Origin of the sequence: Bacillus sp. PAMC28748 (genome assembly GCF_014250415.1) — a bacterium.
GTDB classification, from domain to species: domain Bacteria; phylum Bacillota; class Bacilli; order Bacillales; family Bacillaceae; genus Bacillus; species Bacillus licheniformis.
In genome coordinates this window covers 3,995,979-4,022,400 of the sequence record NZ_CP060192.1, presented here as the reverse complement: position 1 = coordinate 4,022,400, position 26,422 = coordinate 3,995,979, and the positions used below count along the sequence as shown (strand labels likewise).

At 48.3% G+C, this 26,422-nt stretch carries 23 protein-coding genes, 1 other RNA gene and 1 other annotated feature; of the genes, 20 read left to right on the top strand and 4 right to left on the bottom strand.

What is annotated here, in order from left to right; all coding sequences use genetic code 11:
• The first annotated feature begins 40 nt into the window (after nucleotides 1-40).
• The 3 genes from queA to yajC are packed head-to-tail and all read left to right on the top strand — an operon-like array spanning nucleotide 41 to nucleotide 2,553.
• Nucleotides 41-1,069, top strand: a complete 1,029-nt coding sequence (gene queA / locus H7F26_RS20795) for a tRNA preQ1(34) S-adenosylmethionine ribosyltransferase-isomerase QueA (RefSeq protein WP_003183982.1) — start codon at nucleotides 41-43, stop codon at nucleotides 1,067-1,069.
• Between the two features lie 28 nt (nucleotides 1,070-1,097).
• Nucleotides 1,098-2,243, top strand: a complete 1,146-nt coding sequence (tgt, locus tag H7F26_RS20790; protein WP_003183980.1) for a tRNA guanosine(34) transglycosylase Tgt — start codon at nucleotides 1,098-1,100, stop codon at nucleotides 2,241-2,243.
• 46 nt (nucleotides 2,244-2,289) lie between these two features.
• Nucleotides 2,290-2,553 (top strand): preprotein translocase subunit YajC, encoded by a 264-nt coding sequence (yajC, locus tag H7F26_RS20785; protein ID WP_085959518.1) that lies wholly within the window; start codon nucleotides 2,290-2,292, stop codon nucleotides 2,551-2,553.
• 181 nt (nucleotides 2,554-2,734) lie between these two features.
• On the opposite strand, the gene H7F26_RS20780 is transcribed toward yajC, so the two are convergent.
• Nucleotides 2,735-3,118 carry a TIGR04086 family membrane protein gene (locus tag H7F26_RS20780; protein WP_003183976.1) on the bottom strand — a complete coding sequence of 128 codons (384 nt, stop codon included), beginning with the start codon at nucleotides 3,116-3,118 and terminating at the stop codon, nucleotides 2,735-2,737.
• Nucleotides 3,119-3,273: 155 nt separating this feature from the next.
• Between H7F26_RS20780 and H7F26_RS20775 the strand changes: the two genes are divergently transcribed.
• On the top strand, nucleotides 3,274-3,924 hold the full coding sequence (locus H7F26_RS20775) for a DUF421 domain-containing protein (RefSeq protein ID WP_003183974.1): 651 nt from the start codon (nucleotides 3,274-3,276) through the stop codon (nucleotides 3,922-3,924).
• A gap of 8 nt (nucleotides 3,925-3,932) precedes the next feature.
• On the opposite strand, the gene spoVB is transcribed toward H7F26_RS20775, so the two are convergent.
• Nucleotides 3,933-5,486, bottom strand: a complete 1,554-nt coding sequence (gene spoVB / locus H7F26_RS20770; protein WP_009327771.1) for a stage V sporulation protein B — start codon at nucleotides 5,484-5,486, stop codon at nucleotides 3,933-3,935.
• Between the two features lie 117 nt (nucleotides 5,487-5,603).
• Between spoVB and H7F26_RS20765 the strand changes: the two genes are divergently transcribed.
• The 7 genes from H7F26_RS20765 (at nucleotide 5,604) to dtd (ending at nucleotide 14,388) form a co-directional block, all read left to right on the top strand.
• A complete protein-coding gene (locus tag H7F26_RS20765) occupies nucleotides 5,604-5,900 on the top strand; it encodes a post-transcriptional regulator (RefSeq protein WP_003183971.1) in 297 nt (98 codons plus the stop codon).
• A gap of 36 nt (nucleotides 5,901-5,936) precedes the next feature.
• Nucleotides 5,937-8,162 carry a protein translocase subunit SecDF gene (gene secDF, locus H7F26_RS20760; protein WP_003183969.1) on the top strand — a complete coding sequence of 742 codons (2,226 nt, stop codon included), beginning with the start codon at nucleotides 5,937-5,939 and terminating at the stop codon, nucleotides 8,160-8,162.
• Nucleotides 8,163-8,315: 153 nt separating this feature from the next.
• A complete protein-coding gene (locus H7F26_RS20755; RefSeq protein ID WP_003183967.1) occupies nucleotides 8,316-8,609 on the top strand; it encodes a LapA family protein in 294 nt (97 codons plus the stop codon).
• A gap of 71 nt (nucleotides 8,610-8,680) precedes the next feature.
• Complete coding sequence (recJ, locus tag H7F26_RS20750; RefSeq protein ID WP_003183965.1) at nucleotides 8,681-11,029, top strand: single-stranded-DNA-specific exonuclease RecJ; 2,349 nt, start codon at nucleotides 8,681-8,683, stop codon at nucleotides 11,027-11,029.
• 17 nt (nucleotides 11,030-11,046) lie between these two features.
• Nucleotides 11,047-11,559, top strand: a complete 513-nt coding sequence (locus H7F26_RS20745; protein ID WP_003183964.1) for an adenine phosphoribosyltransferase — start codon at nucleotides 11,047-11,049, stop codon at nucleotides 11,557-11,559.
• A gap of 170 nt (nucleotides 11,560-11,729) precedes the next feature.
• Nucleotides 11,730-13,931, top strand: a complete 2,202-nt coding sequence (locus H7F26_RS20740) for a RelA/SpoT family protein (protein ID WP_061565974.1) — start codon at nucleotides 11,730-11,732, stop codon at nucleotides 13,929-13,931.
• Between the two features lie 13 nt (nucleotides 13,932-13,944).
• Entirely contained in the window at nucleotides 13,945-14,388 is a 444-nt protein-coding gene (dtd, locus tag H7F26_RS20735; RefSeq protein ID WP_003183959.1) for a D-aminoacyl-tRNA deacylase, read from the top strand.
• A 27-nt stretch (nucleotides 14,389-14,415) separates the two neighbouring features.
• On the opposite strand, the gene H7F26_RS20730 is transcribed toward dtd, so the two are convergent.
• Nucleotides 14,416-15,999, bottom strand: coding sequence for an N-acetylmuramoyl-L-alanine amidase family protein (locus H7F26_RS20730; RefSeq protein ID WP_016885538.1), 1,584 nt, complete (start codon nucleotides 15,997-15,999; stop codon nucleotides 14,416-14,418).
• A 130-nt stretch (nucleotides 16,000-16,129) separates the two neighbouring features.
• On the opposite strand from H7F26_RS20730, the gene H7F26_RS20725 reads away from it, so the two are divergent.
• The 5 genes from H7F26_RS20725 to H7F26_RS20705 all read left to right on the top strand — a co-directional run bounded on the left by H7F26_RS20725 (nucleotide 16,130) and on the right by H7F26_RS20705 (nucleotide 20,920).
• Complete coding sequence (locus H7F26_RS20725; RefSeq protein WP_003183953.1) at nucleotides 16,130-16,294, top strand: YrzK family protein; 165 nt, start codon at nucleotides 16,130-16,132, stop codon at nucleotides 16,292-16,294.
• A 54-nt stretch (nucleotides 16,295-16,348) separates the two neighbouring features.
• Nucleotides 16,349-16,588, top strand: a binding site (T-box leader).
• Between the two features lie 80 nt (nucleotides 16,589-16,668).
• Entirely contained in the window at nucleotides 16,669-17,943 is a 1,275-nt protein-coding gene (gene hisS / locus H7F26_RS20720; protein ID WP_003183951.1) for a histidine--tRNA ligase, read from the top strand.
• A gap of 14 nt (nucleotides 17,944-17,957) precedes the next feature.
• A complete protein-coding gene (gene aspS / locus H7F26_RS20715) occupies nucleotides 17,958-19,736 on the top strand; it encodes an aspartate--tRNA ligase (protein WP_003183949.1) in 1,779 nt (592 codons plus the stop codon).
• 68 nt (nucleotides 19,737-19,804) lie between these two features.
• Nucleotides 19,805-20,001: non-coding RNA, 6S RNA (gene ssrS / locus H7F26_RS20710), on the top strand.
• Between the two features lie 154 nt (nucleotides 20,002-20,155).
• The gene (locus H7F26_RS20705; protein WP_003183947.1) at nucleotides 20,156-20,920 is read left to right on the top strand and encodes a tRNA threonylcarbamoyladenosine dehydratase; all 765 of its coding nucleotides are present in this window, start codon (nucleotides 20,156-20,158) and stop codon (nucleotides 20,918-20,920) included.
• An 84-nt stretch (nucleotides 20,921-21,004) separates the two neighbouring features.
• On the opposite strand, the gene H7F26_RS20700 is transcribed toward H7F26_RS20705, so the two are convergent.
• Complete coding sequence (locus tag H7F26_RS20700) at nucleotides 21,005-22,270, bottom strand: replication-associated recombination protein A (RefSeq protein ID WP_017474364.1); 1,266 nt, start codon at nucleotides 22,268-22,270, stop codon at nucleotides 21,005-21,007.
• A gap of 573 nt (nucleotides 22,271-22,843) precedes the next feature.
• Here H7F26_RS20700 and cymR point away from each other — a divergent pair.
• From cymR to H7F26_RS20680, 4 genes are all read left to right on the top strand, one after another.
• Nucleotides 22,844-23,260 (top strand): cysteine metabolism transcriptional regulator CymR, encoded by a 417-nt coding sequence (gene cymR, locus H7F26_RS20695; protein WP_003183943.1) that lies wholly within the window; start codon nucleotides 22,844-22,846, stop codon nucleotides 23,258-23,260.
• A gap of 20 nt (nucleotides 23,261-23,280) precedes the next feature.
• Nucleotides 23,281-24,420 carry a cysteine desulfurase family protein gene (locus tag H7F26_RS20690; RefSeq protein ID WP_003183940.1) on the top strand — a complete coding sequence of 380 codons (1,140 nt, stop codon included), beginning with the start codon at nucleotides 23,281-23,283 and terminating at the stop codon, nucleotides 24,418-24,420.
• A gap of 105 nt (nucleotides 24,421-24,525) precedes the next feature.
• Nucleotides 24,526-25,644, top strand: a complete 1,119-nt coding sequence (gene mnmA / locus H7F26_RS20685) for a tRNA 2-thiouridine(34) synthase MnmA (RefSeq protein ID WP_003183938.1) — start codon at nucleotides 24,526-24,528, stop codon at nucleotides 25,642-25,644.
• 93 nt (nucleotides 25,645-25,737) lie between these two features.
• Nucleotides 25,738-26,388 carry a tetratricopeptide repeat protein gene (locus tag H7F26_RS20680; RefSeq protein ID WP_003183935.1) on the top strand — a complete coding sequence of 217 codons (651 nt, stop codon included), beginning with the start codon at nucleotides 25,738-25,740 and terminating at the stop codon, nucleotides 26,386-26,388.
• Nucleotides 26,389-26,422: the final 34 nt, after the last annotated feature.

Here is a 26,422-nt window from a genome sequence, read left to right as displayed (position 1 = left end):
TGCGATATTCAAGTCTATAGATAGAGTAAGGTGAAAAAAGATGAAAGTAGAATTATTCGATTTTGACTTGCCTGAACGCCTCATCGCACAGGTTCCTTTAAAAGAGCGGGATGCGTCCAGGCTGATGGTGCTGGATAAAAAAACAGGGGAGATCACTCACAGCACGTTTAAGCACGTGATTGATTTTCTGAACGCGGGCGATTGCATCGTTCTGAACGATACGAGGGTGCTGCCGGCCCGCTTGTACGGAGTCAAGGAAGAGACGGGAGCAAAGGTTGAAGTTCTTCTGTTAAAACAGGAGGAAGGGGACGTCTGGGAAACGCTTGTCAAGCCCGCAAAGCGGGTCAAGCGCGGAACTGTTCTTTCGTTCGGTGACGGCCGTCTAACGGCGGTCTGCACAGAAGAGCTCGAGCACGGCGGCAGAAAAATTGAATTCCGCTATGAAGGGATTTTTTACGAGGTGCTCGAGTCGCTCGGTGAAATGCCTCTGCCTCCTTATATTAAAGAACAGCTCGATGACAGGGAGCGCTATCAGACGGTTTACTCAAAGAAACAAGGATCGGCGGCTGCGCCGACGGCCGGGCTGCATTTTACGGAAGAGATTCTCGATGCGCTCAGGGAAAAAGGCGTGCATATTGCGTTTATCACCCTTCATGTCGGTCTTGGGACATTCCGGCCTGTCAGTGCGGAAAATGTAGAGGAACACGACATGCATGCCGAGTTTTATGAAATGTCGGAAGAAACGGCAGCATTGTTAAACCGCGTCAGACAGGAAGGCGGAAGGATCATTTCCGTCGGCACGACATCGACGAGAACGCTTGAGACAATCGCTTCCGAGCATGACGGCCGCTTCCGGGAAGCGAGCGGCTGGACATCGATTTTTATCTATCCCGGCTACACATTCCGGGCAATAGACGGGATGATTACCAATTTTCATCTTCCGAAATCGTCCCTCATTATGCTTGTCAGCGCGCTCGCAGGCAGAGAGCATGTGCTTTCCGCCTACCGGACCGCAGTGGAACACGAATACCGCTTCTTCAGCTTTGGAGACGCCATGTTGATCAAATAAAATTCAAAAAGATTGGAGGGCTCATAATTTGTCGCAGCAACCGATACGCTATGAGTTCATAAAAGCATGTAAACAAACAGGAGCAAGGCTGGGGAGAGTGCACACCCCGCACGGCTCTTTTGAAACGCCGGTGTTTATGCCCGTAGGAACGCTCGCCACCGTTAAAACGATGTCGCCGGAAGAGCTGAAAGAAATGGGTGCAGGCATTATTTTAAGCAATACGTACCACCTTTGGCTGAGACCGGGCCATGACATCGTCAAAGAGGCGGGGGGGCTTCATCAGTTTATGAATTGGAACCGCGCCATCTTGACGGATTCAGGCGGCTTTCAGGTGTTTTCCCTGAGCGAGTTCCGCAAAATCGAAGAGGAAGGCGTTCATTTCCGCAATCATTTAAACGGAGACAAGCTGTTTTTATCTCCTGAAAAAGCGATGGAAATCCAAAACGCCCTCGGCTCGGATATTATGATGGCGTTTGACGAATGCCCGCCATACCCGGCAGAGTACGATTATATGAAGAAGTCTGTTGAACGCACGAGCCGCTGGGCGGAAAGGTGCCTGAAAGCTCACAATCGCCCTGACGAGCAGGGGCTTTTCGGAATCGTTCAAGGCGGCGAGTACGAAAATTTGAGAAAACAAAGTGCGAAAGACTTGATTTCATTGGATTTCCCGGGATATGCTATAGGTGGACTATCCGTCGGAGAGCCAAAAGACGTGATGAACCGTGTGCTGGAGTTTACAACTCCGCTGCTTCCAGCGGATAAACCGCGCTACTTAATGGGTGTCGGTTCACCGGACTCACTGATTGACGGAGCCATCCGCGGAGTGGATATGTTCGATTGCGTGCTGCCGACAAGGATAGCGAGAAACGGTACGCTCATGACGAGCGAAGGGCGCCTCGTCGTCAAAAATGCAAAATATGAAAGAGATTTCAGGCCGATTGATGAGCAGTGCGACTGCTATACGTGCCGCAATTACTCGCGCGCTTATATCAGACATTTAATCCGCTGCAACGAAACGTTTGGAATTCGTTTAACTTCTTATCATAATCTTTATTTTCTGTTAAAATTAATGGGGCAAGTGAGAGATGCCATTCGTGAAGATCGTTTAGGTGATTTCCGGGAAGAGTTTTTTGAGCGCTACGGTTTTAATAAACCAAATGCTAAAAGTTTCTGACACATAAACGAAGAAAGCGATAAAGCCATTTGAAAGGGGTGAAAAAATAATGGAGATGCTTGGAACATTACTTCCGATTATTTTAATGTTTGCGGTTCTTTATTTCCTTTTGATCCGTCCGCAGCAAAAGCAGCAGAAGGCTGTCCGCCAGATGCAGGAGGAGCTGAAAAAAGGGGATAAGGTCGTAACGATCGGCGGCCTGCACGGCATCGTGGATTCAATTGACGAAAGCAAGGTTGTCATCAAAACAGGCGACAATACCCGTCTGACATTCGACCGCCGCGCAATCAGAGAGGCGTCAGCAGAATAGCCGAAAGATACATAAACATCGGAAATCGGGCTTTCACACGACGTGACGGCGGCGCTGTTCGGACGGGGACGTCCGCGCGCTATAAGCGCCGTTCCTTATTGTTTTAGGAAGCTGCGAATGACGAAAGAAGCCTGCGGGCACTGGGAAAAGGGAGCGGACATCCGCTCCCTTTTTGCTGCCTTTATGCACGGCTCCCCTGCAGATTGACCCCGAAAACCCCGCCCAGCATGCTGACTCCCAAAAAGCCGGAATGATAGAGGAGCTGCTTCAAATTGAAGGCCTCTCCAAAGCCGAGATATTGAAACAAAAGCACCGTAAGGGAGAAGCAAAGCGCTGTCAACCCTCCGCTCAGCCACCCCTTTTCCTTCGATTTTCCTCCCGCAATAAAACCGCCGATGAACAAGGTAATAAAAGATATGGCGGTAATCAACCAGCTGAATGAACTTTCGGTTAATGATGTGAAGGTAAGGAGCAGCGAAATAAGCAGGCTTCCTGCAAACATCAAAGCGAAAATGACCACCAAGCTGTATAAAATCCCTTTGCCGACTTGTTTTGGTTCGTTCATCACGATCCTCCTTTCAAAATAGACGGGCTCGTCTTTTTAAATGTATTCTGCATGTTTCGCAAATAGACTAGCTCCCCCGACCTTTTATACATAAAAGACTCAAATTAACAAAGGCTATGTTTATGATCATGATAGGCGGAAGGAGGCGGGCCGTAATGGATGAAATCTTAGCTCTTACGTTTCGGACGATCGTTTTGTATTTCATCATCTTTATTTTGTTTCGCTTGATGGGGAAGAGGGAAATAGGCGAGCTGAGCATACTGGATCTTGTCGTTTTTATCATGATGGCCGAAATCGCGGTTTTGGCTATTGAAAATCTCGATGACCACCTTCTCCATACGATCATCCCGATTCTCGTTTTGACGCTGATCCAGGTTATATTTGCATATCTGTCATTGAAAAATCAAAAAATCCGCCGGCTTCTCGATGGAAAACCGACGATTATCATAGACCGCGGAAAAATTGATGAACACGCCATGAGGACACAGCGCTATAATTACGATGATTTGATGACGCAGCTGAGAGATAAGAATGTGGAACGAATCGGGGATGTTTCATATGCGATTTTGGAGCCGACCGGGAAGCTTTCAGTGTTTACAAAAGACGGGCCGAACAAAATGATCGAACTGCCGTTGATTGTTGACGGAGTTGTTCAGAAAGAAGAATTGGAAAAGATCGGGAAGGATCAAGAGTGGCTTGAGCAAAAGCTTGAAAAAAGAGGACACCGCGATCTTTCCAAAATTTCTTATTGCACTTACAATAAAGGTTCTTTTTTTATTGACATAAAGGATGAATTCAAGCCTTAAAAAGAAAGCTATGAAATCCAGCGGCCGAACAGCGGAAACCGCTGGATTTCTTCCTTTTTGACCAGCTTGAAGGCAATCAGAAGGAAAACGTAGAGACAGCTTGTAACCGCGATACATAAAAGCAGGCGCATCGGCTCGGACTGGGCTAAAAAAAGGTGTTCTTTCATCAGAAGGCTGCCCCACCCTGATATCAAAATGACGCCGAAGGATACGATATATTCTTTCAGGTTAATGCTGATGGGAAGCACTTTGCTGACGGTTGCAGCGTGCAGCAAAGTGACAAGGATGATTCCCGTCAAGATCGCAAGCGCAGCCCCCATAATGCCAAGCGAAGGCCGTGAAGCGAGAACAAAAATGAGACCGGTTTTCACAACGGCGCCGACCAAGCTGTTCATCATTGCCGCGCCGGCCAGGTTTAAAGCCTGCAGGACGGCCTGCAGGGGGCCTTGGAAATAGTAGAACAAAAAGAATGGAGCCATGATTTTGACGTAAATGGCGGCATTTGACGACCCGTACATCACGCTGACCAGCTCATCAGCATACGAAAATAAAATGACCGCTGATATTCCGCCGCTTAATAGGCAAAGCCTCATCGCCTGCTCAAGCCTGTATTCCACAACCTGCATTTTTTTCTGCTCGATTCCTTCGCTGATGGCGGGAACGAGCGCGGTAGACAGCGAATATGTGATAAAGCTCGGGAGGGTGAGAAGCGTCAGGGCAAAGCCGGTCAACTCCCCGTACTGGCTCGTTGCGGCGGAAGCGGCGACCCCTGCTATCGCAAGGCTTTGCGCTACGACAATCGGCTCAAAAAACCATGACAGGTTCCCGATAAAACGGCTGCCCGTCGTTGGGAGCGAGACGCTCATCAGCTCGAAAAAAGTCGTTCGCCCCGCTTTAAGCGATTGGAAAAAACGTTTTCTGATGCGGATTTTCTTTTTGTATTTAAAGGCGACGAACAAATAAAGGAGTGAAGCCAATTCGCCAAACACGGAAGACAGCATGGCGCCCGCTGCTGCATACTCGATGCCGAGCGGAAGGAATGCTGTCGTGCAGACGGCGACGAGCGATATCCGGACAATTTGTTCGAGAACCTGGGACACGGCAAGCGGCCGCATATTTTGCTTCCCTTGAAAATAGCCCCTCAGCACGCTGGAAACGGCAATGATCGGCACGACCGGCGTAACCGCCAAAAGCGGATAAAGCGTTCTTTTGTCTGTGAGCAGCGTATCGGCCATCAGCGGGGCGTAAATGAGAAACACCGGAGTGATGATGGCGCTGAGCGTCCCGGTGATCGCAAGAGACATCACTAAAATCTGTTTTGTCTTCCTATGGTCTCGGCGCGCTTCCGCTTCAGCGACCAGCTTGCTGATGGCGACCGGGAGGCCGAACTGGGTGAGGGTGACGGCCAGAAAAAAAGTCGGGGCCGCCATCATGTAAAGCCCGACGCCTTCACCACCGATGAACCTTGCGATGACAATCCGGTTGATAAAGCCGAGCATTCTCGTAATCAAACCCGCCGCTATTAAAATGAGCGTTCCTTTTAAAAACGTCTGCTTCGTCATTTCTAGAGTCCCCTGCCTTCTCAAACAACCTTTAATCATATACAATAAGATATGCGCATACATCGTCCAAGCATGACAAGTCTCTCTGAAAAAATGTGAAAGGAGCGTGGCTTTGGCATGGGCAAACATCCGGCTGATCTGTACAAGGATCATTTAAAACCCTTTCTTCGCAGCAAGACGGAAGAGTTTAGAATACTCGGTTATGACGATATTGAAATAGAGGAATTGTGGTCATACTTATTGAATAAGAAATGGAAGAACCGGAAGGATGTTCAAATTCACCAGCTGGCCGGTGACATTTTATCTGTGAAAATTGGCGAATTTATGAACTATGCAACCGTAGAATCGTTTAAAACGTCTAATTTACTCGACAGCAAAGAAGGGCAGGATATGCTCGATGAGCTGCTGAGGTAGCCGTTGATTTTGGTTGATTTAAGGAGGAAATACATAATGAAAAAAGGACGCTTGATTGCGTTTTTCCTTACCGTTCTCTTGATCGGTACAGGACTGGGAATGTTCACGAAGCCGGCTGCAGACAACATCAGCCTCGGCCTTGATCTTCAGGGCGGTTTTGAGGTTCTGTATGAAGTCCAGCCTGCCAAACAGGGCGACAAAATTGACAGGGATGCCCTCATCAGCACGGTTGAAGCGCTGAACCGCCGGGCGAATGTATTAGGCGTCAGCGAGCCGAACATTCAAATTGAAGGAAACAACCGGATCAGGGTTCAGCTTGCCGGCGTCGACAACCAGAACAGGGCGCGGGAAATCTTATCGACACAGGCTCAACTTACGTTCAGGGATACGAATGACAAAGAGCTTTTGAACGGTGCGGATCTTGTCGAAAACGGCGCCAAACAGTCGTTCAAGCAGGATACGAATGAGCCGATCGTGACGATCAAGCTGAAGGATGCCGATAAATTCGGCGAAGTGACGAAGAAAGTGCTCGATATGAAGCCGAACAACCAGCTCGTCATCTGGCTTGATTACAAAAAAGGCGACTCTTTTAAAAAGGAATCGCAAAAAGCGGATCATAAATACATTTCCGCTCCGAATGTCAGCCAGGTGCTGAATACGTCAGACGTGATGATTGAAGGCAACTTTACGATTCAGGAAGCAAAAGACATGGCGAGCATTTTAAATGCGGGAGCTCTTCCTGTCAAACTCGTTGAAAAGTATTCGACATCCGTCGGAGCGCAGTTTGGGGAGCAGGCTTTGAATGATACCGTGTTTGCGGGAATCATTGGTATTGCTATTATTTTCTTATTTATGCTTCTTTACTATCGCTTGCCTGGTTTTATTGCGGTCATTACGCTTTCGGTCTACATCTACATTACACTGCAGATATTCGACTGGATGAATGCGGTTCTGACCCTTCCGGGGATCGCGGCTCTTATATTGGGCGTCGGGATGGCGGTTGACGCCAACATCATTACGTATGAACGCATAAAAGAAGAGCTGAAGCTCGGCAAATCGGTCCGTTCGGCTTTTAAAGCAGGAAACAGAAGATCGTTTGCAACGATTTTTGATGCCAATATTACGACGATGCTTGCCGGAATCGTGCTTTTCATATTTGGTACAAGCTCTGTCAAAGGCTTCGCGACCATGCTGATCCTATCCATTTTGACAAGCTTTATTACAGCTGTCTTCCTGTCGCGCTTCCTGCTCGGCCTGCTGGTCGAAAGCCGCTGGCTTGACCGGAAAAAAGGCTGGTTTGGGGTGCGCAAAAAAGACATTTTGGATATCAGAAAGACAGACGAAAATACGGAGCCTCCGAACCCGTTTTCCAAATGGGATTTCGTCGGGAAGCGCAAATGGTTCTTTGCATTTTCGGGCGTTCTTCTGGCCGCTGGTCTTATCGTCTTGCTTGTGTTTAAGCTGAACCTCGGCATCGATTTCTCAAGCGGATCGAGAATCGAAGTTCAAAGCGATCATAAGCTGACAACCCAGCAGCTCGAAAAGGACTTTGAACAAGTCGGGCTTGATCCTGACTCGATCGTTCTTTCAGGCGAAAAAAATGATCATGGCGTCGCCAGGTTTGTCGGCGTGCCGAATCAGAAAAAGATCGCTGAAGTGAAAGATTATTTTAAAGACAAATACGGAAGCGAACCAAATGTCAGCACCGTATCGCCTACCGTCGGCAAGGAGCTGGCGAGAAATGCGCTTTATGCGGTGATCATCGCGTCAATCGGGCTCATTTTGTATGTCTCGATCCGCTTTGAATACAAGATGGCGATTGCGGCTATTACTTCATTGCTGTATGACGCGTTTTTCATCATTGCCGTCTTCAGCCTGACAAGGCTTGAGGTTGATGTTACTTTCATTGCTGCCGTGCTGACGATCATCGGCTATTCGATAAATGATACAATTGTAACGTTTGACAGGATCAGGGAGCATATGAAAAAGCGCAAACCGAAAACCTTCAGCGACTTGTCGCATATTGTGAATTTGAGCTTGCAGCAGACGTTCACGCGTTCGATTAATACGGTGCTGACTGTCGTCATTGTCGTCATTGCACTTCTCATCTTCGGCGCTGCATCGATTTCGAACTTCTCTGTTGCGCTGTTGGTCGGACTTTTGAGCGGAGTATATTCATCACTCTACATCGCAGCTCAACTATGGCTTGTCTGGAAAGGGCGCGAACTGAAAAAGCCGAAGCGCAAGCCTGCAGAAGAATAAATAATGGACTGCCCGCACTGCCGGGCGGTCTTTTTTTGATTTGAATAGAAAAAAAGTTGTTTTGGCGGCTTTCTATCGATCTTCTTTTTGTTTAAAATTGGAGCAGAGCGGGAAAATAACGCTAGAAAACGACGCGAATGGAGAGAGTATCTCATGAACAAACAATGGACGTTAATTGCTGCACTTATTTTTACATTAATTGTTGCTGTTTTCGCGGTCATTAATGTTGAACCGGTGAAGGTTGATTTTCTTTTTGGTACAGCAGAATGGCCTTTGATCCTGGTGATTTTGGTGTCGGTATTGATGGGGGCGCTTATCATCGGCTCGGCCGGCGCTTTCCAGATCATGCGGCTGAAAAAAGAGCTCAAGACGCTCAAGAAAGAAGAACGGGCAAAGCATCCTGAACTCGAAGCCGAACCGGCGGCGCCCGAAAATCAGAAAGACTAGAAAGATTGTACGAAATAAATTGAATCCCCTCATGCCGCTCTAGTATAATAGTGTGGTTGAGGGGTGAATTTATGTTAGCGTCAAAAATGCGTTGGGACGTGCAAACGCCCGACAAAGAAAAGGTGGAGCAGCTCGCCGGAAGGTTAGGCATTACTCCCCTTGCCGCCTCATTGCTTGTCATGAGAGGTTACGATACAGCCGACAAAGCATCTTCATTTTTATATGGCAATGATGCACGTTTTCACGATCCTTATCTGCTGAAAGATATGGAAAAAGCTGTACGGCGAATCAAACAGGCAATTTCAGATCAAGAAAAGATTATGATTTACGGCGATTATGATGCGGACGGTGTGACAAGCACGACTGTCCTTTTGCAAATGTTGAAAAAATGTTCAGCACAAGCCGATTTTTATATACCTGACCGCTTTAAAGAAGGGTACGGTCCGAATGAAGCGGCCTTTCGCGGGATCAAAGAATCAGGCTATTCATTGATCATTACAGTTGACACAGGCATTGCCGGCGTTCATGAAGCTGAAGTCGCTAAAGAGCTCGGCATCGACCTGATCATTACGGATCACCATGAGCCGGGTCCCGTTTTGCCGGATGCTTATGCGATCATTCATCCGAAACAGCCGGGCTGCGGCTATCCATTTAAAGAGCTTGCCGGCGTCGGTGTGGCATTTAAGCTTGCCCATGCCTTGAACGGAGAGCTTCCGGAAGATTTGCTCGACCTTTGTGCGATCGGTACGATTGCCGATCTTGTGCCGCTTCATGATGAAAACAGGCAGATAGCCAAGCGCGGCATGGAACAGTTCAGGAAAACGAAGCGTCCAGGATTAAAAGCGCTGGCGAAAATTGCCGGAGCGGAGATACATAACGCGGATGAAGAGACCATCGGTTTTCAAATCGCGCCCCGCTTAAACGCGGTCGGCAGAATTGAACAGGCTGACCCGGCCGTTTACCTCCTGAACACAGAAGACGAAAGAGAAGCGGAAGAGCTTGCTGAGGACATCAACGCCTTGAACAAGGAGCGCCAAAAAATCGTCAATCAGATGACAGAGGAAGCCGTTCAGATGATCGAGGAGGAAGGCCTTGACCAGCCTGTGATCGTCGTAGCGCGGCCGGGCTGGAATCCTGGCGTCGTGGGAATCGTGGCTTCAAAGCTTGTCGAGCGGTTTTACAGGCCCGCCATCGTCCTTGGCGTCGATGAAGAAAAAGGAATTGCCAAAGGATCTGCGCGCAGCATCAAAGGATTTGATTTATTTCAAAACCTTTCCGAGTGCCGGGATATTCTCCCGCACTTCGGCGGCCACCCGATGGCAGCCGGAATGACGCTCAACCTGGAAGACGTTTCGGCTCTGAGGGAGAGAATCAACCGTCAGGCTGAAGCGGTTCTGACCGAGGCAGATTTTATCCCCGTCCAAGACGTCGATTTGTGCTGCCGGCTCGAAGATATATCGGTTGACAGCATTGCCGAAATGAACTTGCTGGCGCCGTTCGGCACGGGAAACCCGAAGCCGTTCGTTCTTGTCAGCGACGTAAAAATTGATGACGCCAGAAAAATCGGCGCCAACAAGAATCATTTGAAGCTTGTGCTTGCAGACGACGGGAACAAGCTCGATTGCATCGGATTTTATAAAGGCGATATCGAAGAAGGAATCGTTCCTGGAGCAAAGATCTCGATTGTCGGGGAACTGTCGATTAACGAATGGAATAACAGAAAAAAACCGCAGCTGATGATCAAAGATGCGGCCGTCAATGAATGGCAGCTGTTTGATCTGCGGGGAAAACGGTCATGGGAAGAAAAAATATTGAAGCTGGACCCTGCGAAACGGGCGTGCATCTGCTTCCGCGAGGAAACAAAAGCAAAGCTGGCAGGGACAGGCCTTGAAGAAGAGCTGACCGTCATCAGCGGCCCTGAAGATGCAGAGCGGCTCGACCTTGAGAGCCGTTATGCGGTATTTATAGATATTCCGCAGTCGCTCGACATCTTTGATCATGTAATAAACGGCAAAAAGCTGGAGCGCATTTATCTGATTTTTTATCAATCAGACGAACATTTTTTCTCAACATTCCCAACAAGGGAATATTTTAAATGGTACTATGCTTTCCTCCTGAAAAGAGGTTCTTTTGACTTGCCGAAATACGGCGGAGAGCTTGCCAGACATAAAGGCTGGACAAAAGACACAATTGATTTTATGACAAAGGTGTTTTTTGAGCTCGGTTTTGTTACAATAGAGAATGGTGTTTTATCTGTTGTTTATCATGCCGAAAAGCGCGATTTAACAGATTCTGAAACCTACCGGGAAAAACAGCGCCTGATTGAATTGGAGCAAAAGCTCATTTATTCTTCGGCGGATGAGCTTAAACAGTGGCTGGATAAGCGGATGGCGGAAAAAGCCGGCGCTTATAAAGTATGAGGAGGACATGAAGACAGATGGATTTGAAGAAGTATGTGACAATTGTGCCGGATTACCCGAAGGAAGGCGTACAATTTAAAGATATTACAACATTGATGGACAAAGGCGACGTCTATCGCTACGCGACAGATCAAATTGTAACGTATGCGAAGGAAAAAGAGATCGATCTCGTCGTGGGACCTGAAGCGAGAGGATTTATCATCGGCTGCCCTGTCGCATATGCGCTTGGGGTAGGGTTTGCGCCTGTCCGCAAAGAAGGCAAACTGCCGCGCGAAGTCATCAAAGTCGACTACGGATTGGAATATGGAAAAGATGTCCTGACCATCCATAAAGATGCCATTAAACCGGGGCAGCGCGTCTTGATCACTGACGACCTGCTTGCAACCGGCGGGACGATTGAAGCAACGATCAAGCTTGTTGAAGAGCTCGGCGGCGTCGTGGCCGGAATCGCTTTCCTGATCGAACTGACATATCTTGAAGGAAGAAATAAACTGGACGGATATGATATTTTAACCTTGATGCAATACTAAACAAATTTTATACTATAAAAAGCACTCATAAAAAGCGGGTGCTTTTTTTCCTATTCATAAAAGTATTCCGGGGCCGGCAAAAGCCCTTTTGAATTTCTTCTCTTTACATCTGTGACATTTTTCTTGATAATAATTACAATACAGTTTTCAATTATAAAAAAGGTGATTCCATGGCGAACGAACAAGTATTAACCGCTGAGCAAGTCATTGAGAAGGCGAAAAGTTACCTTTCCGATGAACATGTTGCTTTTATAAAAAAGGCTTATCAGTACGCGGAAGACGCACATCGCGAACAATACCGCAAATCGGGCGAGCCGTATATTATCCATCCGATCCAGGTCGCGGGAATCCTCGTCGATTTAGAAATGGACCCCGCCACAATAGCGGGAGGATTTCTCCATGATGTGGTGGAAGATACGAGCGTAACGCTTGAAGATTTAAAGGAAGCATTCAACGAAGAAGTTGCGATGCTTGTCGACGGCGTCACGAAGCTTGGGAAAATTAAATATAAATCACAGGAAGAACAGCAGGCAGAAAATCATCGGAAAATGTTTGTGGCTATGGCTCAGGACATCCGCGTCATTTTGATCAAGCTGGCGGACCGCCTTCACAACATGAGAACCCTGAAGCATCTGCCGCAGGAAAAGCAGCGCAGAATTTCAAATGAGACGCTTGAAATATTTGCTCCGCTGGCTCATCGCCTTGGGATTTCAAAAATAAAGTGGGAGCTTGAGGATACCGCTTTACGGTATTTAAATCCGCAGCAATATTACCGGATCGTCAATTTGATGAAGAAAAAGCGGGCCGAAAGGGAATTGTACGTCGAAGAGGTCGTAAACGAAGTGAAAAGCCGCGTCGAAGAGGTCAATATTAAAGCGGACTTTTCCGGCCGGCCGAAGCATATTTACAGCATCTACAGAAAAATGGCGATGCAAAACAAGCAATTCAACGAAATTTACGACTTGCTCGCAGTCCGGATCCTCGTCAACAGCATCAAGGACTGCTACGCGGTTTTAGGCATCATTCATACGTGCTGGAAGCCGATGCCGGGCAGATTTAAAGACTATATCGCAATGCCGAAGCCGAACATGTACCAATCGCTCCACACCACGGTCATCGGTCCGAAGGGCGATCCGCTGGAAGTCCAGATCAGGACGTTTGAAATGCATGAAATTGCGGAGTACGGAATCGCTGCCCACTGGGCTTACAAAGAAGGCAAAAATGCCAATGAAGATTCAAGCTTTGATAAAAAGCTTTCCTGGTTCCGCGAAATTTTGGAATTTCAAAATGAGTCGAGCGATGCCGAAGAATTTATGGAATCTCTTAAAATCGATTTGTTTTCCGACATGGTATTCGTTTTTACGCCGAAAGGGGACGTCATCGAATTGCCGTCAGGATCCGTGCCGATCGACTTTTCGTACCGAATCCATTCAGAAATAGGCAATAAAACGATCGGGGCCAAAGTAAACGGCAAAATGGTCACCCTTGATTACAAGCTGCGCACAGGGGATATCGTAGAAATTCTGACGTCCAAGCATTCGTACGGTCCGAGTCAGGACTGGATCAACCTTGCGCAGACATCTCAAGCGAAGCATAAAATCCGTCAGTTCTTTAAAAAGCAGCGCAGAGAGGAAAATGTCGAAAAAGGCAGAGAACTGGTTGAAAAAGAAATTAAAAACCTGGACTTTGAAGTGAAGGACGTCTTAACAGCCGAGAATCTGCAGAATGTCGCCGACAAATTCAACTTTGCCAATGAAGAAGACATGTATGCCGCTGTCGGCTATAACGGCATTACAGCCGCTCAAGTTGCAAACCGCCTTACGGAAAAAGAACGGAAGATCAGAGATCAGGAAGAACAGGTGAAAAGCGTTCAGGACGTAACGCCTGAAGTGAAACCTTACCAAGGGAAGAAACGCGAAGCGGGTGTTCGCGTCAAAGGCGTTGACAACCTTTTGATCAGGCTGTCAAAATGCTGCAACCCTGTTCCGGGAGATCCGATCGTCGGATTCATTACAAAAGGCAGGGGCGTATCCGTCCATCGCGAGGACTGCCCGAATGTTTTAACAAATGAAGCGCTCGACCGGCTCATTCAAGTAGAATGGGAGCATGAACCGCAGACCCAGCGGAGAAAAGAATATAACGTCGAAATTGAGATTCTCGGCTATGACCGCCGCGGTCTTCTTAATGAAGTTCTACAGGCAGTTAATGAGACAAAAACAAATATTTCATCTGTTTCAGGTAAATCGGACCGCAATAAAGTGGCGACGATCCATATGGCGATCTTCATTCAAAATATTAACCATTTGCATAAAGTAGTTGAACGGATTAAGCAGATCAAAGATATTTACTCCGTGCGCAGGGTGATGAATTAGGAGGAAAAGCGTCATGAGATTAGTTGTTCAGCGCGTCACAGATGCAAGCGTTTCGGTAGGAGGCGAGACTGTCGGCGAAATCGGCCTCGGCTTGATGGTGCTTGTCGGCGTGACGCACGAAGATACGAGCGAGGATGCCGCATATTTGGCGGAGAAGCTTGTCAATCTGCGAATTTTTGAGGATGAAGGCGAAAAGATGAACCTGTCGCTTTTAGATGTCGGGGGCTCCGTTTTATCGGTTTCTCAGTTTACCTTGTACGGCGACACGAAAAAAGGAAGACGGCCGAATTTTACAAAAGCGGCAAAGCCCGATCAGGCGCTTCAATTGTACGAAGAGTGGAACAGCATGCTTCGCGCAAAAGGCGTCACTGTCGAAACGGGAAGATTTGGAGAAATGATGGATGTCAAGCTGACAAATTCGGGTCCCGTCACGTTTATTATGGATTCGAAAGCATAAAAAGCTCCCGATTGGGAGCTTTTTAAATTAGTCAAAATAGTTTTCTAGACCGCTTCTGATGCCGTCTGTCACTCTTTCTCTGTAAGCGTTCGTGCTGACTACCGCTTCTTCTTGAGGATGGCTCAAGTAGCCGAGTTCAAACAATGCGGCGGGCTGTTTATTTTCTCTTAATACGAAGTAGTCCCCGAATAGTACGCCGCGGCTTGGCAGAGGCGAGTGCCTTTCGATCTCGGACTGCACGTCTGCTGCGAGCTTCCGGTCTTTGGACGGGCTGTAGTAATAGGCCGTATTTCCCCTGACGGACGCATTTGGAAAGCTATCATAATGAATGCTGATAAAAGCGTCGGCGTTTCGGTAATGAGAGGTCGCGACCCGCGACTGAAGGCTGACGAAAGAATCGTCATTCCGCGTCATATAGACGTTGACGCCATCGGCTCTCAGTTTCGCGGCAAGAAGCGTTGCCGTTTTGATGGTCAGCCGTTTTTCGAGCGTCCCCCGCGTTCCGATTGTCCCGCTGTCATGTCCTCCATGTCCGGCATCGATGACAACCGTTTTATTTTTGATTGTGCCTCCCGAGCTTGACCGCTTTGCCAAAGGCGGTGCTGCGCTTTTCGAATCTCCGGCTGAGCCTGCCTGGTCAACAGTCTGAACGACCCAGCTTGCGACATAAGCGGAATCGCCGTTTGACAGTTTGATTTCATACCAGTCTCCTTTTGTAGAGACGATCGGGTAAGACTCGCCTTTTCCCGTGCGTTTGACGATCGCTGAGGATGTCGAAGGCCCGCTTCTAACATTTGTGCCTTCATACACGATGGTGGCCTGCCGTTTTGCTTCGGAGCTGCTGCTTGTTTCCGAGGTTCCGCTGTTCTGTTTGTTTCCTTCGAGAATATAGTGGCTTGCGGCCCAGCCTTTTTGTCCATTAAATTCGATTTCATACCAGCCGTGCTGTTTGTTTAAAATCGTCACACTTGCATTCCGTTGGAGCGTGGCAATAATCCGGCCTTGATGGGAAGCTGTGCTCCTGACATTTAAGGTGGATACGCCGACCGTTCCCGATTTTGATGATGAAGCATGTGATGAAGACGATTGAGACTGTTTCGCGCCTGAACCTTGATTGACATAATCTGAATAGACCCAGCCTGTGATGTTCTGATAGGAAATCTTTATCCATTTTCCGTCGGTCTTTAGCAGGTCAGCCTGTTCTCCTTCAGGGAATACGCCTTGGACTTCATATGAAGTGCCGGGGCCTTTTCTGATTCTCAAGTTTGCTTCGGAAGATGTGACTTTTCCCGATGCGGAATCAGATCCGCTGGAGACTTGGCTCTTTTTCTTGATCAGCCAGGATACGACCCAGCCTTTTTGCCCGCCGTTCAGCTGGATTTGCACCCAATCCCCGCGTTCTTCAAGAATCGGATAGCTTTCATTCCTGCTGACGACGCTGACGATTTCGTGGCTCAGTCCAGGCCCGCTTCTGACATTGATTTCATCGGTGGCAATCACGGCTTCCCCGATGGCTGCAGAAGCTGTGTTTGACGATGTATAAAAGGCTGCTTGTGCTGCCAGCATCATCGATAGGATCAATACCGCTCTTTTTTTCATATTGATTCCCATCTCCTCCTTTCGGTAAAAAACTTGGAACACTACTTCTTCTTCTATATCGTATATTCCTTGCCGTTTTTTTAATAAAATGAAAATGATTTGTTTATACTATAGAAAAAAGATATCAAAAGGATGTTGCTGCATGAGGTATAATCAAAGAATGGGCAGGGCGATCCATGAGCAAGATGCGAATCTGCATCTAAAGGAGCATGCGGACCCGGAGCGCGCCGGCTTCATGGAAGAAACGGCCACTGAGCTGGGGCTCACGTCCAAAGAATCAATTCAGAATAAAAAGAACCGCAAATAGGGTTGACATGCAAACGTAACACTCGTATTATAATATAAATTAGTGTACATATGAGCTGAACTGAAGATGGAGAATAGTAGGCAAGAGTACGTGAAAAGAGAGGAACCGCCCTGGGCTGAAAGCGGTCTGCACGGTATCTTGACCGAATGAACACTCCGAAGGTTTCCCGCTGAAAGCCCGGCATAACATGCGAGCAATTAGGCGGCGGACGTGAACCTGCGTTAAAGGCATGAGCGGGAACGGATTTATCGTTCCAACTAGGGTGGCACCACGGGTATAACTCTCGTCCCTACTATTGGTTTTATAGTAGATTCGGGGGTTTTTTTATTTCCATAAATGAGAAAAGCATTTAAGTCATGAGGAGGATTTTAAAAATGGGATTTAATATTCCAAGGGGAACACAAGATATTCTCCCCGGAGAATCGGAACGCTGGCAATATGTCGAAAAGATTGCGAGAGAAACGTGTCATGCGTATCAATATAAAGAAATCCGGACGCCTATTTTTGAACATACAGAACTATTTTCCCGCGGGGTGGGAGAATCGACCGATATTGTGCAAAAAGAAATGTATACATTCGCAGACAAAAAAGGAAGAAGCCTGACGCTTCGTCCTGAAGGCACTGCATCTGCAGTACGCTCTTTTGTGGAAAACAAACTTTTTGCAAATCCGGTTCAGCCGACGAAGCTTTACTACATTGGACCGATGTTCCGCTATGAAAGGCCGCAGACGGGCCGCTACCGCCAATTTTATCAATTCGGCATCGAAGCGATCGGTTCGAACGATCCGGCGATTGACGCGGAGGTCATTGCTTTGGCGATGAGTGTATACCGGAAAGCGGGTCTCAGCAACCTGAAGCTTGTCATTAACAGCCTCGGCGACAAAGAGAGCCGAACCGCTCACAGAGAAGCGCTGATCCGCCACTTTGAGCCGCGGATCGACGAGTTTTGTTCAGACTGTCAAAAACGGCTCCGGCAAAACCCGCTGCGGATTCTGGACTGCAAAAAAGACAGGGATCATGAACTGCTGAAAACGGCTCCGTCGATTCTTGACTACTTAAATGAAGAATCTAAAGCATATTTTGCAAAGGTACAGCAATATCTGACGGACATCGGCATTGCATTTGAGGTCGATCCGAATCTGGTGAGAGGGCTTGACTATTACAATCACACGGCCTTTGAAATCATGAGCAATGCCGAAGGCTTCGGAGCGATTACGACGCTTGCCGGCGGGGGGCGCTATGACGGCCTTACCGAGGAGTTCGGCGGTCCGAAAGCGCCGGGCATCGGCTTTGCGATGAGCATCGAACGCCTTCTCGCCGCACTGGATGCTGAAAATGTAAAAGTCGGAGCGGATGAAGGCATTGACTGCTATATCGTGACACTTGGCGACAAAGCCAAAGACTATTCCGTATCCCTTCTCTATAAACTGAGAGAAGCGGGGATATCCGCGGAAATCGACTATGAACAGAAAAAAATGAAAGGCCAGTTTAAATCCGCCGACCGTCTCAATGCGAAATATATCGCTGTTTTGGGCGAGGATGAACTGAACCAAAATCAAATTAATGTCAAAGATGGGAAAACAGGAGATCAACAGGCCATCGGCCTTGATGATTTCATCCGTTTTTTGAAAACAAACACTGAAAGTTAAAGGAGAGGACCGCTTTGTTTGGACGAACGTATTATTGTGGCGAAATAACGGAGAAGGCGATCGGAGAAACCGTCGTTTTAAAAGGATGGGTTCAAAAAAGACGCGATCTCGGAGGCTTGATTTTTATTGATTTGAGAGATCGTACCGGCATTGTGCAGGTCGTATTTAATCCAGACGTTTCCAAAGACGCCCTGGAAACAGCTGAAAGCATCCGCAGCGAATATGTGCTTGACATTACAGGCAAAGTCGTTGCCCGTGAAGAAGCAACAGTCAATCCAAACTTGAAGACCGGAAGGATCGAAATTCAGGCGGAATCGGTAGATGTGCTGAGTGCGGCCAAAACGCCTCCTTTTGCGATCAGCGACCAGGCTGCAGAAGTATCTGAAGACATCAGATTAAAGCACCGCTATCTCGACTTGCGCCGTCCGGAGATGTTCAACTCCCTGAAAATGCGCCATAACGTCACAAAAGCTGTCCGCCGCTTTTTGGATGACAACGGCTTTCTTGATATTGAAACGCCTGTTTTAACAAAAAGCACGCCTGAAGGCGCGCGCGACTATCTTGTACCGAGCCGGGTGCATGAAGGGGAATTTTATGCGCTTCCGCAATCTCCGCAAATCTTTAAGCAGCTCTTGATGGTGTCAGGGTTTGACCGCTATTATCAAATCGCCCGCTGCTTCAGGGATGAGGACCTGCGCGCCGACCGTCAGCCTGAGTTTACGCAAATCGATATCGAAATGTCATTTATGAGCCAGGAAGACATCATGAAGCTCTCAGAAGAAATGATGGCGCATGTGATGCGTGAAACGCACGGCATTGAAATCTCGCTTCCGCTTCCTAGAATGTCGTATGAGGATGCAATGAACCGATACGGCTCAGACAAACCGGATACGCGCTTCGGCATGCTGTTGACGGATGTGTCAGAAGCAGTGAAGGATTCGGACTTTAAAGTGTTCGCTTCGGCTGTGGCGAACGGCGGAGCGGTCAAGGCGATCAATGTAAAAGGAGCCGCTGCAAACTACTCTCGCAAAGATATCGATGCGCTTGGAGAGTTCGCTGCAAACTATGGAGCAAAAGGGCTGGCTTGGCTGAAAACAGAAGCGGATGGACTTAAAGGACCGATTGCGAAGTTTTTTGCCGGCGAAAAACAGGAGGCACTTGTTCAGGCGCTTGACGCCGCAGACGGGGATCTGCTTCTCTTTGTGGCCGACAAGCTCGAAGTCGCCAATGACGCGCTGGGAGCGCTTCGTTTAAAGCTTGGTAAAGAGCTGAACCTGATCGATGAAAGCTTGTTTAACTTCTTATGGGTTGTCGACTGGCCGCTTCTTGAGTACGATGCTGAGGAAGGCCGCTACTATGCCGCACACCACCCGTTCACAATGCCTGTCAGAGAGGATCTCAAGCTGATCGAGACGAATCCGCAGGACATGAAAGCGCAGGCTTACGACCTTGTCCTAAACGGCTATGAACTTGGCGGCGGCTCGATCCGTATTTTTGAAAAAGACGTTCAGGAGAAAATGTTTGGCCTTCTCGGCTTTTCAGAAGAAGAAGCGAAGGAGCAATTCGGGTTCCTGCTCGAGGCTTTTGATTACGGGGCTCCTCCGCATGGCGGAATTGCGCTCGGTCTTGACAGGCTGGTGATGCTGCTCAGCGGCCGTACGAATTTGAGGGATACGATCGCATTTCCGAAAACGGCCAGCGCAAGCTGCCTGATGACCGAAGCGCCAAGCGAGGTCGACAATGCTCAGCTTGATGAGCTGCACCTTGAAATCAAACGCAAAATTCGACAGTAAATTGTAAAATATACGGCTGTACATCCCATTGAAAATCAAAGGGACGTATGATATCATTTTTAACAAATAAAGTCCTGATGTGTTTGTTGTACACCTAGTTTTGACCGAACATTTTTTTACTTGGGAGTTCGATGTTTCCGAATGGAGCAAATGCCTCTTATCACTCGTGTGCTCAGGAGGACTTGCAAAGTTTGGAACAGAACACCCACCTGCCGAGAGCGGGATCAAAACGAAGGAATACGACAACGGCACAATCGGGACTTTTTTGTGCTTGAAAAGGCCGTTTTTCGGCCATACATAGGATAATCTATGAGGCGAAGCGAAAAAATATGACGGCAAAATGAAATAGACCGCTTGTTTAATCACCCGATTATGATAAGATACTATCGGTAACTGTTTATAAAGATGGAGTGAGATTCTTGTTACATCAGTTTTCACGCAACGAATTAGCGATTGGAAAAGAAGGTTTAAATATTTTAAAAAACAGCACGGTCGCCGTTTTGGGCGTCGGCGGGGTCGGTTCTTTCGCCGCGGAAGCGCTCGCCCGTTCAGGTGTCGGCAGAATCGTGATGGTCGATAAAGACGATGTTGACATCACGAATGTCAACCGTCAGCTGCCTGCTTTACTTTCAACGGTCGGACAGCCGAAAGTTGACTTAATGAAAGCGAGAATCGCCGATATTAATCCGGAATGCGACGTCATCGCTTTAAAAATGTTCTATACCGAAGAGACGTATGAACAGTTTTTTGCATATGAACCGGATTATGTAATCGACGCTTCAGACACGATTCATTATAAAATCCACTTAATGAAAGAGTGCCTGAAGCGCGGCATCAACATCATCTCAAGCATGGGAGCGGCCAATAAAACAGATCCGACAAGGTTTCAAGTGGCCGATATTTCAAAAACCCACACCGATCCGATTGCAAAAGTCATCCGGACGAGGCTTCGCAAGGAAGGCATTACGAAAGGCATTAAAGTCGTCTTTTCTGACGAAAGTCCGATCGTGATCCGTGAAGACGTACGCCAAGTCGTCGGAAATGATGAAGCGAAAATCCGCAAAGCGCAGATGCCGCCGTCTTCAAATGCTTTTGTTCCGTCAGTCGCAGGCTTGATTATGGGCGGCCATGTGATCATGGAGCTTTTGAAAGATATTCCGATCAAAAGGGTGAAAGATAAGTAATACAAAAACGACAGCAGAGGTGCTGTCGTTTTTGGTTTCAAGACAAACGGCCTGTCTCCTTAATGAAAAGAAACAGGCCGTTTATTATTTTTGTTTCATCAGCTTGTCGTATACTTGTTTCAGTGCGAGTTCAAATTTTCCCGTCTGCTTCGGCTGATAGTAAACTTTGTTTTTCAGCGGATCAGGCAGGTACTGCTGTTTGACCCAGCCGTTCTCGTAATCGTGCGGATATTTGTATTCCACACCTCTGCCAAGCTCAGCGGCTCCTTTGTAATGGGCGTCCTTTAAATGGTTCGGCACATCGCCGATCTTTCCGGAGCGGACGTCTGACAGCGCTTCGTCAACTGCAAGGATCGCCGAGTTCGATTTAGGAGACAGGCAGAGCTCAATCACGGCGTTGGCCAGCGGAATCCTCGCTTCCGGAAATCCGATTCGTTCCGCCGTTTGAATGGCTTGAAGCGTTCTTCCACCAGCCTGCGGACTCGCCAGCCCGACATCCTCATAGGCGATAACAAGCAGCCTCCGTGCAAGGCTTTCCAAATCCCCCGCTTCAATAAGCCTTGCCATGTAGTGCAGTGCAGCATTGACATCAGAGCCTCTGATTGATTTTTGGAAGGCGGAAATGACATCATAATGCGCGTCTCCATCTTTGTCATGGACAAAGCCTTTTTTCTGCAGGCATTCTTCTGCGATTTCCAATGTAATGCGTATCGCTCCCTCACTGTTTTCCTTTGTGGACAATACGGCAAGTTCGAGCGCATTCAAAGCTGAGCGGACATCTCCGCCGCAGCCGCGGGCCAAATGGTCAAGCGCCTCATCATCGACGGCAACGTCATACGAACCGAGGCCTCTGTGTTTATCTTCAAGCGCCCGTTTAATGGCCGTTTTGATTTGTTCAGGGTCTAACGGATGCAGCTCGAAAATCTGCGTTCTGCTTCTGATCGCCGGATTGATCGCATGGTACGGGTTGGCTGTCGTCGCCCCGATCATGATAATCATGCCGTTTTCCAAATACGGAAGGAGAAAGTCCTGCTTGCCTTTGTCAAGCCGGTGCACCTCATCAAGGATTAAGATAACCTGCCCCGACATTTTTGCTTCGGCGGCAATGGCTTCCATATCCTTTTTATTATTGATGACTGCGTTCAGCTTTCGGAAAGCGATGCTCGTGCTGCCGGCAATCGCCGTGGCGATCGACGTTTTGCCGATGCCCGGGGCGCCGTACAGAATCATCGATGAAAGGTGTTTGGCCTGCACCATCCGATGAATGATCTTTCCTTCCCCGACCAGGTGATCCTGGCCGAGAACCTCTTCGATTTTTGTAGGGCGCATTCGAAATGCGAGTGGTTTCATGATTGATCTCTCCCGAATGTATTCTTTTTATAGAGTAACGGAAAAAAGACGATTAGAAAAGAAATGAATATGGCAAGCTGAATATAAGGCCGAAAATGAAAGTTTATATAAAGTGTGCTATAATAACCTGTAATCTATCAGACGGACAAGGCCGGAACCTTGTCCCAACCGAGTTTTTAATATATAACAGACGCTTGAATCCGACAGCCGGCTTCCTGCCGGTGTTTCAATCTTGGAGATCGGCTTATGCCTTATGAGGATGCACCGCGGCGCTTTCTGCGCCTGAACGGGACTCGGCTTAAGGGCTTTTGTTTGCTGTGAGGAACGCCGAGCACCTTTGTTCTGGTGTGAAAAGGACTCGGCTAAGGGCTTTCACATCCTGTGAAAAACGCCGAGTACCTTCGTCCTGGTGTGAAAGGAGACTCGGCTAAGGTCTTTCGCGTCCTGCGAAAAACGCCGGTCACCTTCGTCCTGGTGCAAAAGGAGACTCGGCTAAGGTCTTTCGCGTCCTGCGAAAAACGCCGAGTACTTCGTCCTGAAGGCATGATTTATTATAGGTTAGAGGTGTTTATTTTGAAAATATCAACTAAAGGCAGATACGGGCTGACGATTATGATTGAGCTTGCGAAAAAGCATGGGGAAGGCCCGACTTCTTTGAAAAGTATTGCTCAGACAAACGATTTATCGGAACATTATTTGGAACAGCTTGTTTCACCTTTGCGGAACGCCGGGCTTGTGAAAAGCATTCGCGGGGCCTACGGCGGCTACATTCTTGGTGACGAGCCTGCGGCGATTACGGCGGGCGATATCATTCGCGTCCTGGAAGGGCCGATCAGCCCGGTGGAAGTGCTTGAAAATGAGGAGCCGGCAAAGCGCGAACTGTGGATCAAGATTCGCGATGCTGTCAAGGAAGTGCTGGACTCCACGACGCTTGAAGACTTGGCCAGCTATACAGAGGGCGAGCAGGAAGCGTATATGTTTTACATTTAAGATCGAGGTGTAATGGTAGGATGGAACGGATTTACTTAGACCATGCAGCGACTTCTCCGACTGACCCCCGGGTAGTGGAAAAAATGCTGCCTTACTTAACGGAAAACTTCGGAAACCCTTCAAGCATTCATTCCTTTGGAAGGGAGAGCCGGAAATGGCTTGACAGCACGAGGGAGCTGATCGCTCAGGAAATCGGAGCGCATCCCAATGAAATCGTTTTTACGAGCGGGGGAACCGAAGCCGACAATATGGCGATTCTCGGAAGCGCGCTGGCGAGAGAGAAGCAGGGCCGCCACATCATCACGACAAAGATCGAGCACCATGCCGTTCTGCATACGTGCAACAGGCTTGAAGAAATGGGATTTGACGTCACATATCTAGACGTCGACGAAAGCGGAAGAATCTCCGCCGAGCAGGTGAAAGACGCACTGCGAGACGATACCATCCTGGTGACGGTTATGTATGGGAACAATGAAGTGGGAACGATTCAGCCGATAGATGAGATCGGCGATCTGCTAAAGGACCATCCCGCGCTGTTTCATACAGATGCGGTTCAAGCCTTCGGTTTTTTGCCGATTGATGTGCAAAAAAGCCGTATCGATATGATGTCTGTCTCCGGACATAAACTTAACGGGCCGAAGGGAACAGGCTTTTTATACGTCAACGAAAACGTGAAGCTCAGCCAGCTTCTTTTCGGAGGAGAGCAGGAACGCAAACGCCGGGCGGGAACGGAAAATGTCCCGGGAATCGCGGGGCTCGGTGAAGCTGTTTTGCTCTCGGGTCGGGAAAGAGAAGAAAAATCGGATCTTTACCGCCGGTTTAAAGACATCATCACCCGTACGCTGGAAGCAGAAGGCGTCTCATTCGATGTGAACGGCAGCAGGCGGCACAGTCTGCCGCATATTTTGAATTTGTATTTCCCGGGAGTATCTGTTGAATCGCTGCTCGTCAATCTCGATATGGCGGGAATCGCAGTATCGAGCGGATCGGCGTGCACGGCCGGGTCTGTGCTTCCGTCTCATGTTCTCTCCGCCATGTTTGGCGAAGAAGACGATCGGCTCACGTCATCCATCCGGATCAGCTTCGGCTTTGGCAATACAGAGGAACAGGTTGAGCGCGCCGCGAAAGAACTTGCTAAAGTTGTTAAGCGTCTGTCATAAATTTCGGGAAGCCATGCTCCGAGCTAAAGATTCGCATCCTGCCCGAAAATGATGATATGATCTGAAAGGACAAGTTTTTGAATTGATTTATTGGAGTTGATGAAAATGGCGAAGCGGCCTGAAGATACACGGGTGGTCGTCGGAATGTCCGGAGGCGTTGATTCCTCTGTGGCGGCTTTGCTTTTGAAAGAGCAGGGCTATGATGTCATCGGAATTTTTATGAAAAACTGGGATGACACAGATGAGAACGGTTTTTGCACAGCGACGGAAGATTACGAAGATGTCATAAAGGTATGTAATCAAATCGGCATACCGTATTATGCGGTGAATTTTGAAAAGCAGTATTGGGAAAAGGTTTTTCAATATTTCCTTGATGAATATAAAGCGGGCAGAACGCCGAATCCAGATGTCATGTGCAATAAAGAAATTAAATTCAAAGCCTTTTTGGAGCATGCTTTGTCGCTTGGAGCCGATTATTTGGCCACCGGCCACTATGCGCGGGTCGACCGTACGGACGGGCGTGTTAAAATGCTCAGAGGGCTTGATGAAAATAAAGATCAAACCTATTTTCTAAACCAGCTGACAGAAGAGCAACTGAGCAAAGTGCTGTTTCCGATCGGGCAGCTTCAAAAAAGCCGCGTCAGGGAAATTGCAAAAGAAGCGGGGCTTGCGACAGCTGCCAAAAAAGACAGCACAGGCATCTGCTTTATCGGGGAACGGAATTTCAAAACGTTTCTCAGCCAGTACCTTCCAGCACAGCCGGGAGATATGCGGACGATGGAAGGCGAATTTAAAGGCCGCCACGACGGTTTAATGTACTATACGATTGGACAAAGGCACGGCCTCGGCATCGGCGGAAGCGGAGAGCCGTGGTTCGTCGTCGGAAAAGACCTTGAAAAAAACATCTTGTATGTAGATCAAGGTTTCGACAATCCGCTGCTTTTCTCCGATAAGATTACGGCGACAAACGTAAGCTTTGTGCATAAGGGCGTCTTCGGCGGCGAAGAGGAGCTCGCCTGCACGGCCAAATTCCGCTACCGCCAAGCCGATCATGAAGTCACTGTCAGAATGACCGGGACGGATGAAGCGGAGGTCGTCTTTAAAGAGCCGGTCCGCGCCGTGACGCCGGGACAAGCGGTTGTCTTTTACAAAGGCGAAGAATGCCTCGGCGGCGGAACGATTGATGATGTGTTTAAAGACGGACAACAACTTTGGTATGTATAAAACCGGGGCTCTGGATACACCCCGGAGCTTCTCGAACGGCTGCCGGCAATGTCGGCGGCCTTTTTAAAATAGTTCGTGAAAGGGAGAGGGCTTTTGGATTACAATCAAATTGGAATAGATGCAATGCAAAAAGGCGACTTTGAAAAAGCCGCTGAAGCCTTTACAAAGGCAATTGATGAAAACAGCGGAGATCCGGTGCCTTATATCAACTTTGCCAACCTGCTTTCTGCAGTCGGCGAATTGGACAGGGCGCTTAAGTTTTACGACAGGGCGGCTGCTTTGGATGAGAAAGCAGGAGCGGCTTATTATGGAGCAGGGAATGTCTATGTCATGAAAGAGCGGTATCAAGAAGCGAAGGACATGTTCGAAAAAGCGCATCGGACGGGCATGGAAAACAGCGACTTATATTATATGCTCGGAACCACGCTCGTGAAGCTTGAGCAGCCGAAGCTCGCAATGCCGTATTTGCAAAGAGCCGCCGAGCTGAACGATGCGGATGTCGAAGCCCGTTTTCATTACGCGATGTGCCTTGCCAATGAAGGGATGCTGGACGAAGCGATCACGGAATTTTCAAATGTAACGGAGCGCGACCCGTCCCATGCCGATGCATTTTATAATTTAGGCGTTGCCTATGCGTTTAAGGAAGATCGGAAAACAGCGCTCGACATGCTGAACAAGGCGCTGGACATTCAGCCGGATCATATGCTCAGCATTCGCGCCAAGCAGCTTTTAGAAGAAGCTTGATTGATCAAGGGCCGTCATGACCGATTTTGAATGG

Excerpts from the sequence above, each read along its gene's own strand:
- queA (WP_003183982.1), top strand. The coding sequence starts at position 41 with ATGAAAGTAGAATTATTCGATTTTGACTTGCCTGAACGCCTCATCGCA.
- H7F26_RS20780 (WP_003183976.1), bottom strand. The coding sequence starts at position 3,118 with ATGAACGAACCAAAACAAGTCGGCAAAGGGATTTTATACAGCTTGGTG.
- H7F26_RS20775 (WP_003183974.1), top strand. The coding sequence starts at position 3,274 with ATGGATGAAATCTTAGCTCTTACGTTTCGGACGATCGTTTTGTATTTC.
- spoVB (WP_009327771.1), bottom strand. The coding sequence starts at position 5,486 with ATGACGAAGCAGACGTTTTTAAAAGGAACGCTCATTTTAATAGCGGCG.
- H7F26_RS20765 (WP_003183971.1), top strand. The coding sequence starts at position 5,604 with ATGGGCAAACATCCGGCTGATCTGTACAAGGATCATTTAAAACCCTTT.
- secDF (WP_003183969.1), top strand. The coding sequence starts at position 5,937 with ATGAAAAAAGGACGCTTGATTGCGTTTTTCCTTACCGTTCTCTTGATC.
- H7F26_RS20755 (WP_003183967.1), top strand. The coding sequence starts at position 8,316 with ATGAACAAACAATGGACGTTAATTGCTGCACTTATTTTTACATTAATT.
- recJ (WP_003183965.1), top strand. The coding sequence starts at position 8,681 with ATGTTAGCGTCAAAAATGCGTTGGGACGTGCAAACGCCCGACAAAGAA.
- H7F26_RS20745 (WP_003183964.1), top strand. The coding sequence starts at position 11,047 with ATGGATTTGAAGAAGTATGTGACAATTGTGCCGGATTACCCGAAGGAA.
- H7F26_RS20740 (WP_061565974.1), top strand. The coding sequence starts at position 11,730 with ATGGCGAACGAACAAGTATTAACCGCTGAGCAAGTCATTGAGAAGGCG.
- dtd (WP_003183959.1), top strand. The coding sequence starts at position 13,945 with ATGAGATTAGTTGTTCAGCGCGTCACAGATGCAAGCGTTTCGGTAGGA.
- H7F26_RS20730 (WP_016885538.1), bottom strand. The coding sequence starts at position 15,999 with ATGGGAATCAATATGAAAAAAAGAGCGGTATTGATCCTATCGATGATG.
- H7F26_RS20725 (WP_003183953.1), top strand. The coding sequence starts at position 16,130 with ATGAGGTATAATCAAAGAATGGGCAGGGCGATCCATGAGCAAGATGCG.
- hisS (WP_003183951.1), top strand. The coding sequence starts at position 16,669 with ATGGGATTTAATATTCCAAGGGGAACACAAGATATTCTCCCCGGAGAA.
- H7F26_RS20700 (WP_017474364.1), bottom strand. The coding sequence starts at position 22,270 with ATGAAACCACTCGCATTTCGAATGCGCCCTACAAAAATCGAAGAGGTT.
- H7F26_RS20690 (WP_003183940.1), top strand. The coding sequence starts at position 23,281 with ATGGAACGGATTTACTTAGACCATGCAGCGACTTCTCCGACTGACCCC.
- mnmA (WP_003183938.1), top strand. The coding sequence starts at position 24,526 with ATGGCGAAGCGGCCTGAAGATACACGGGTGGTCGTCGGAATGTCCGGA.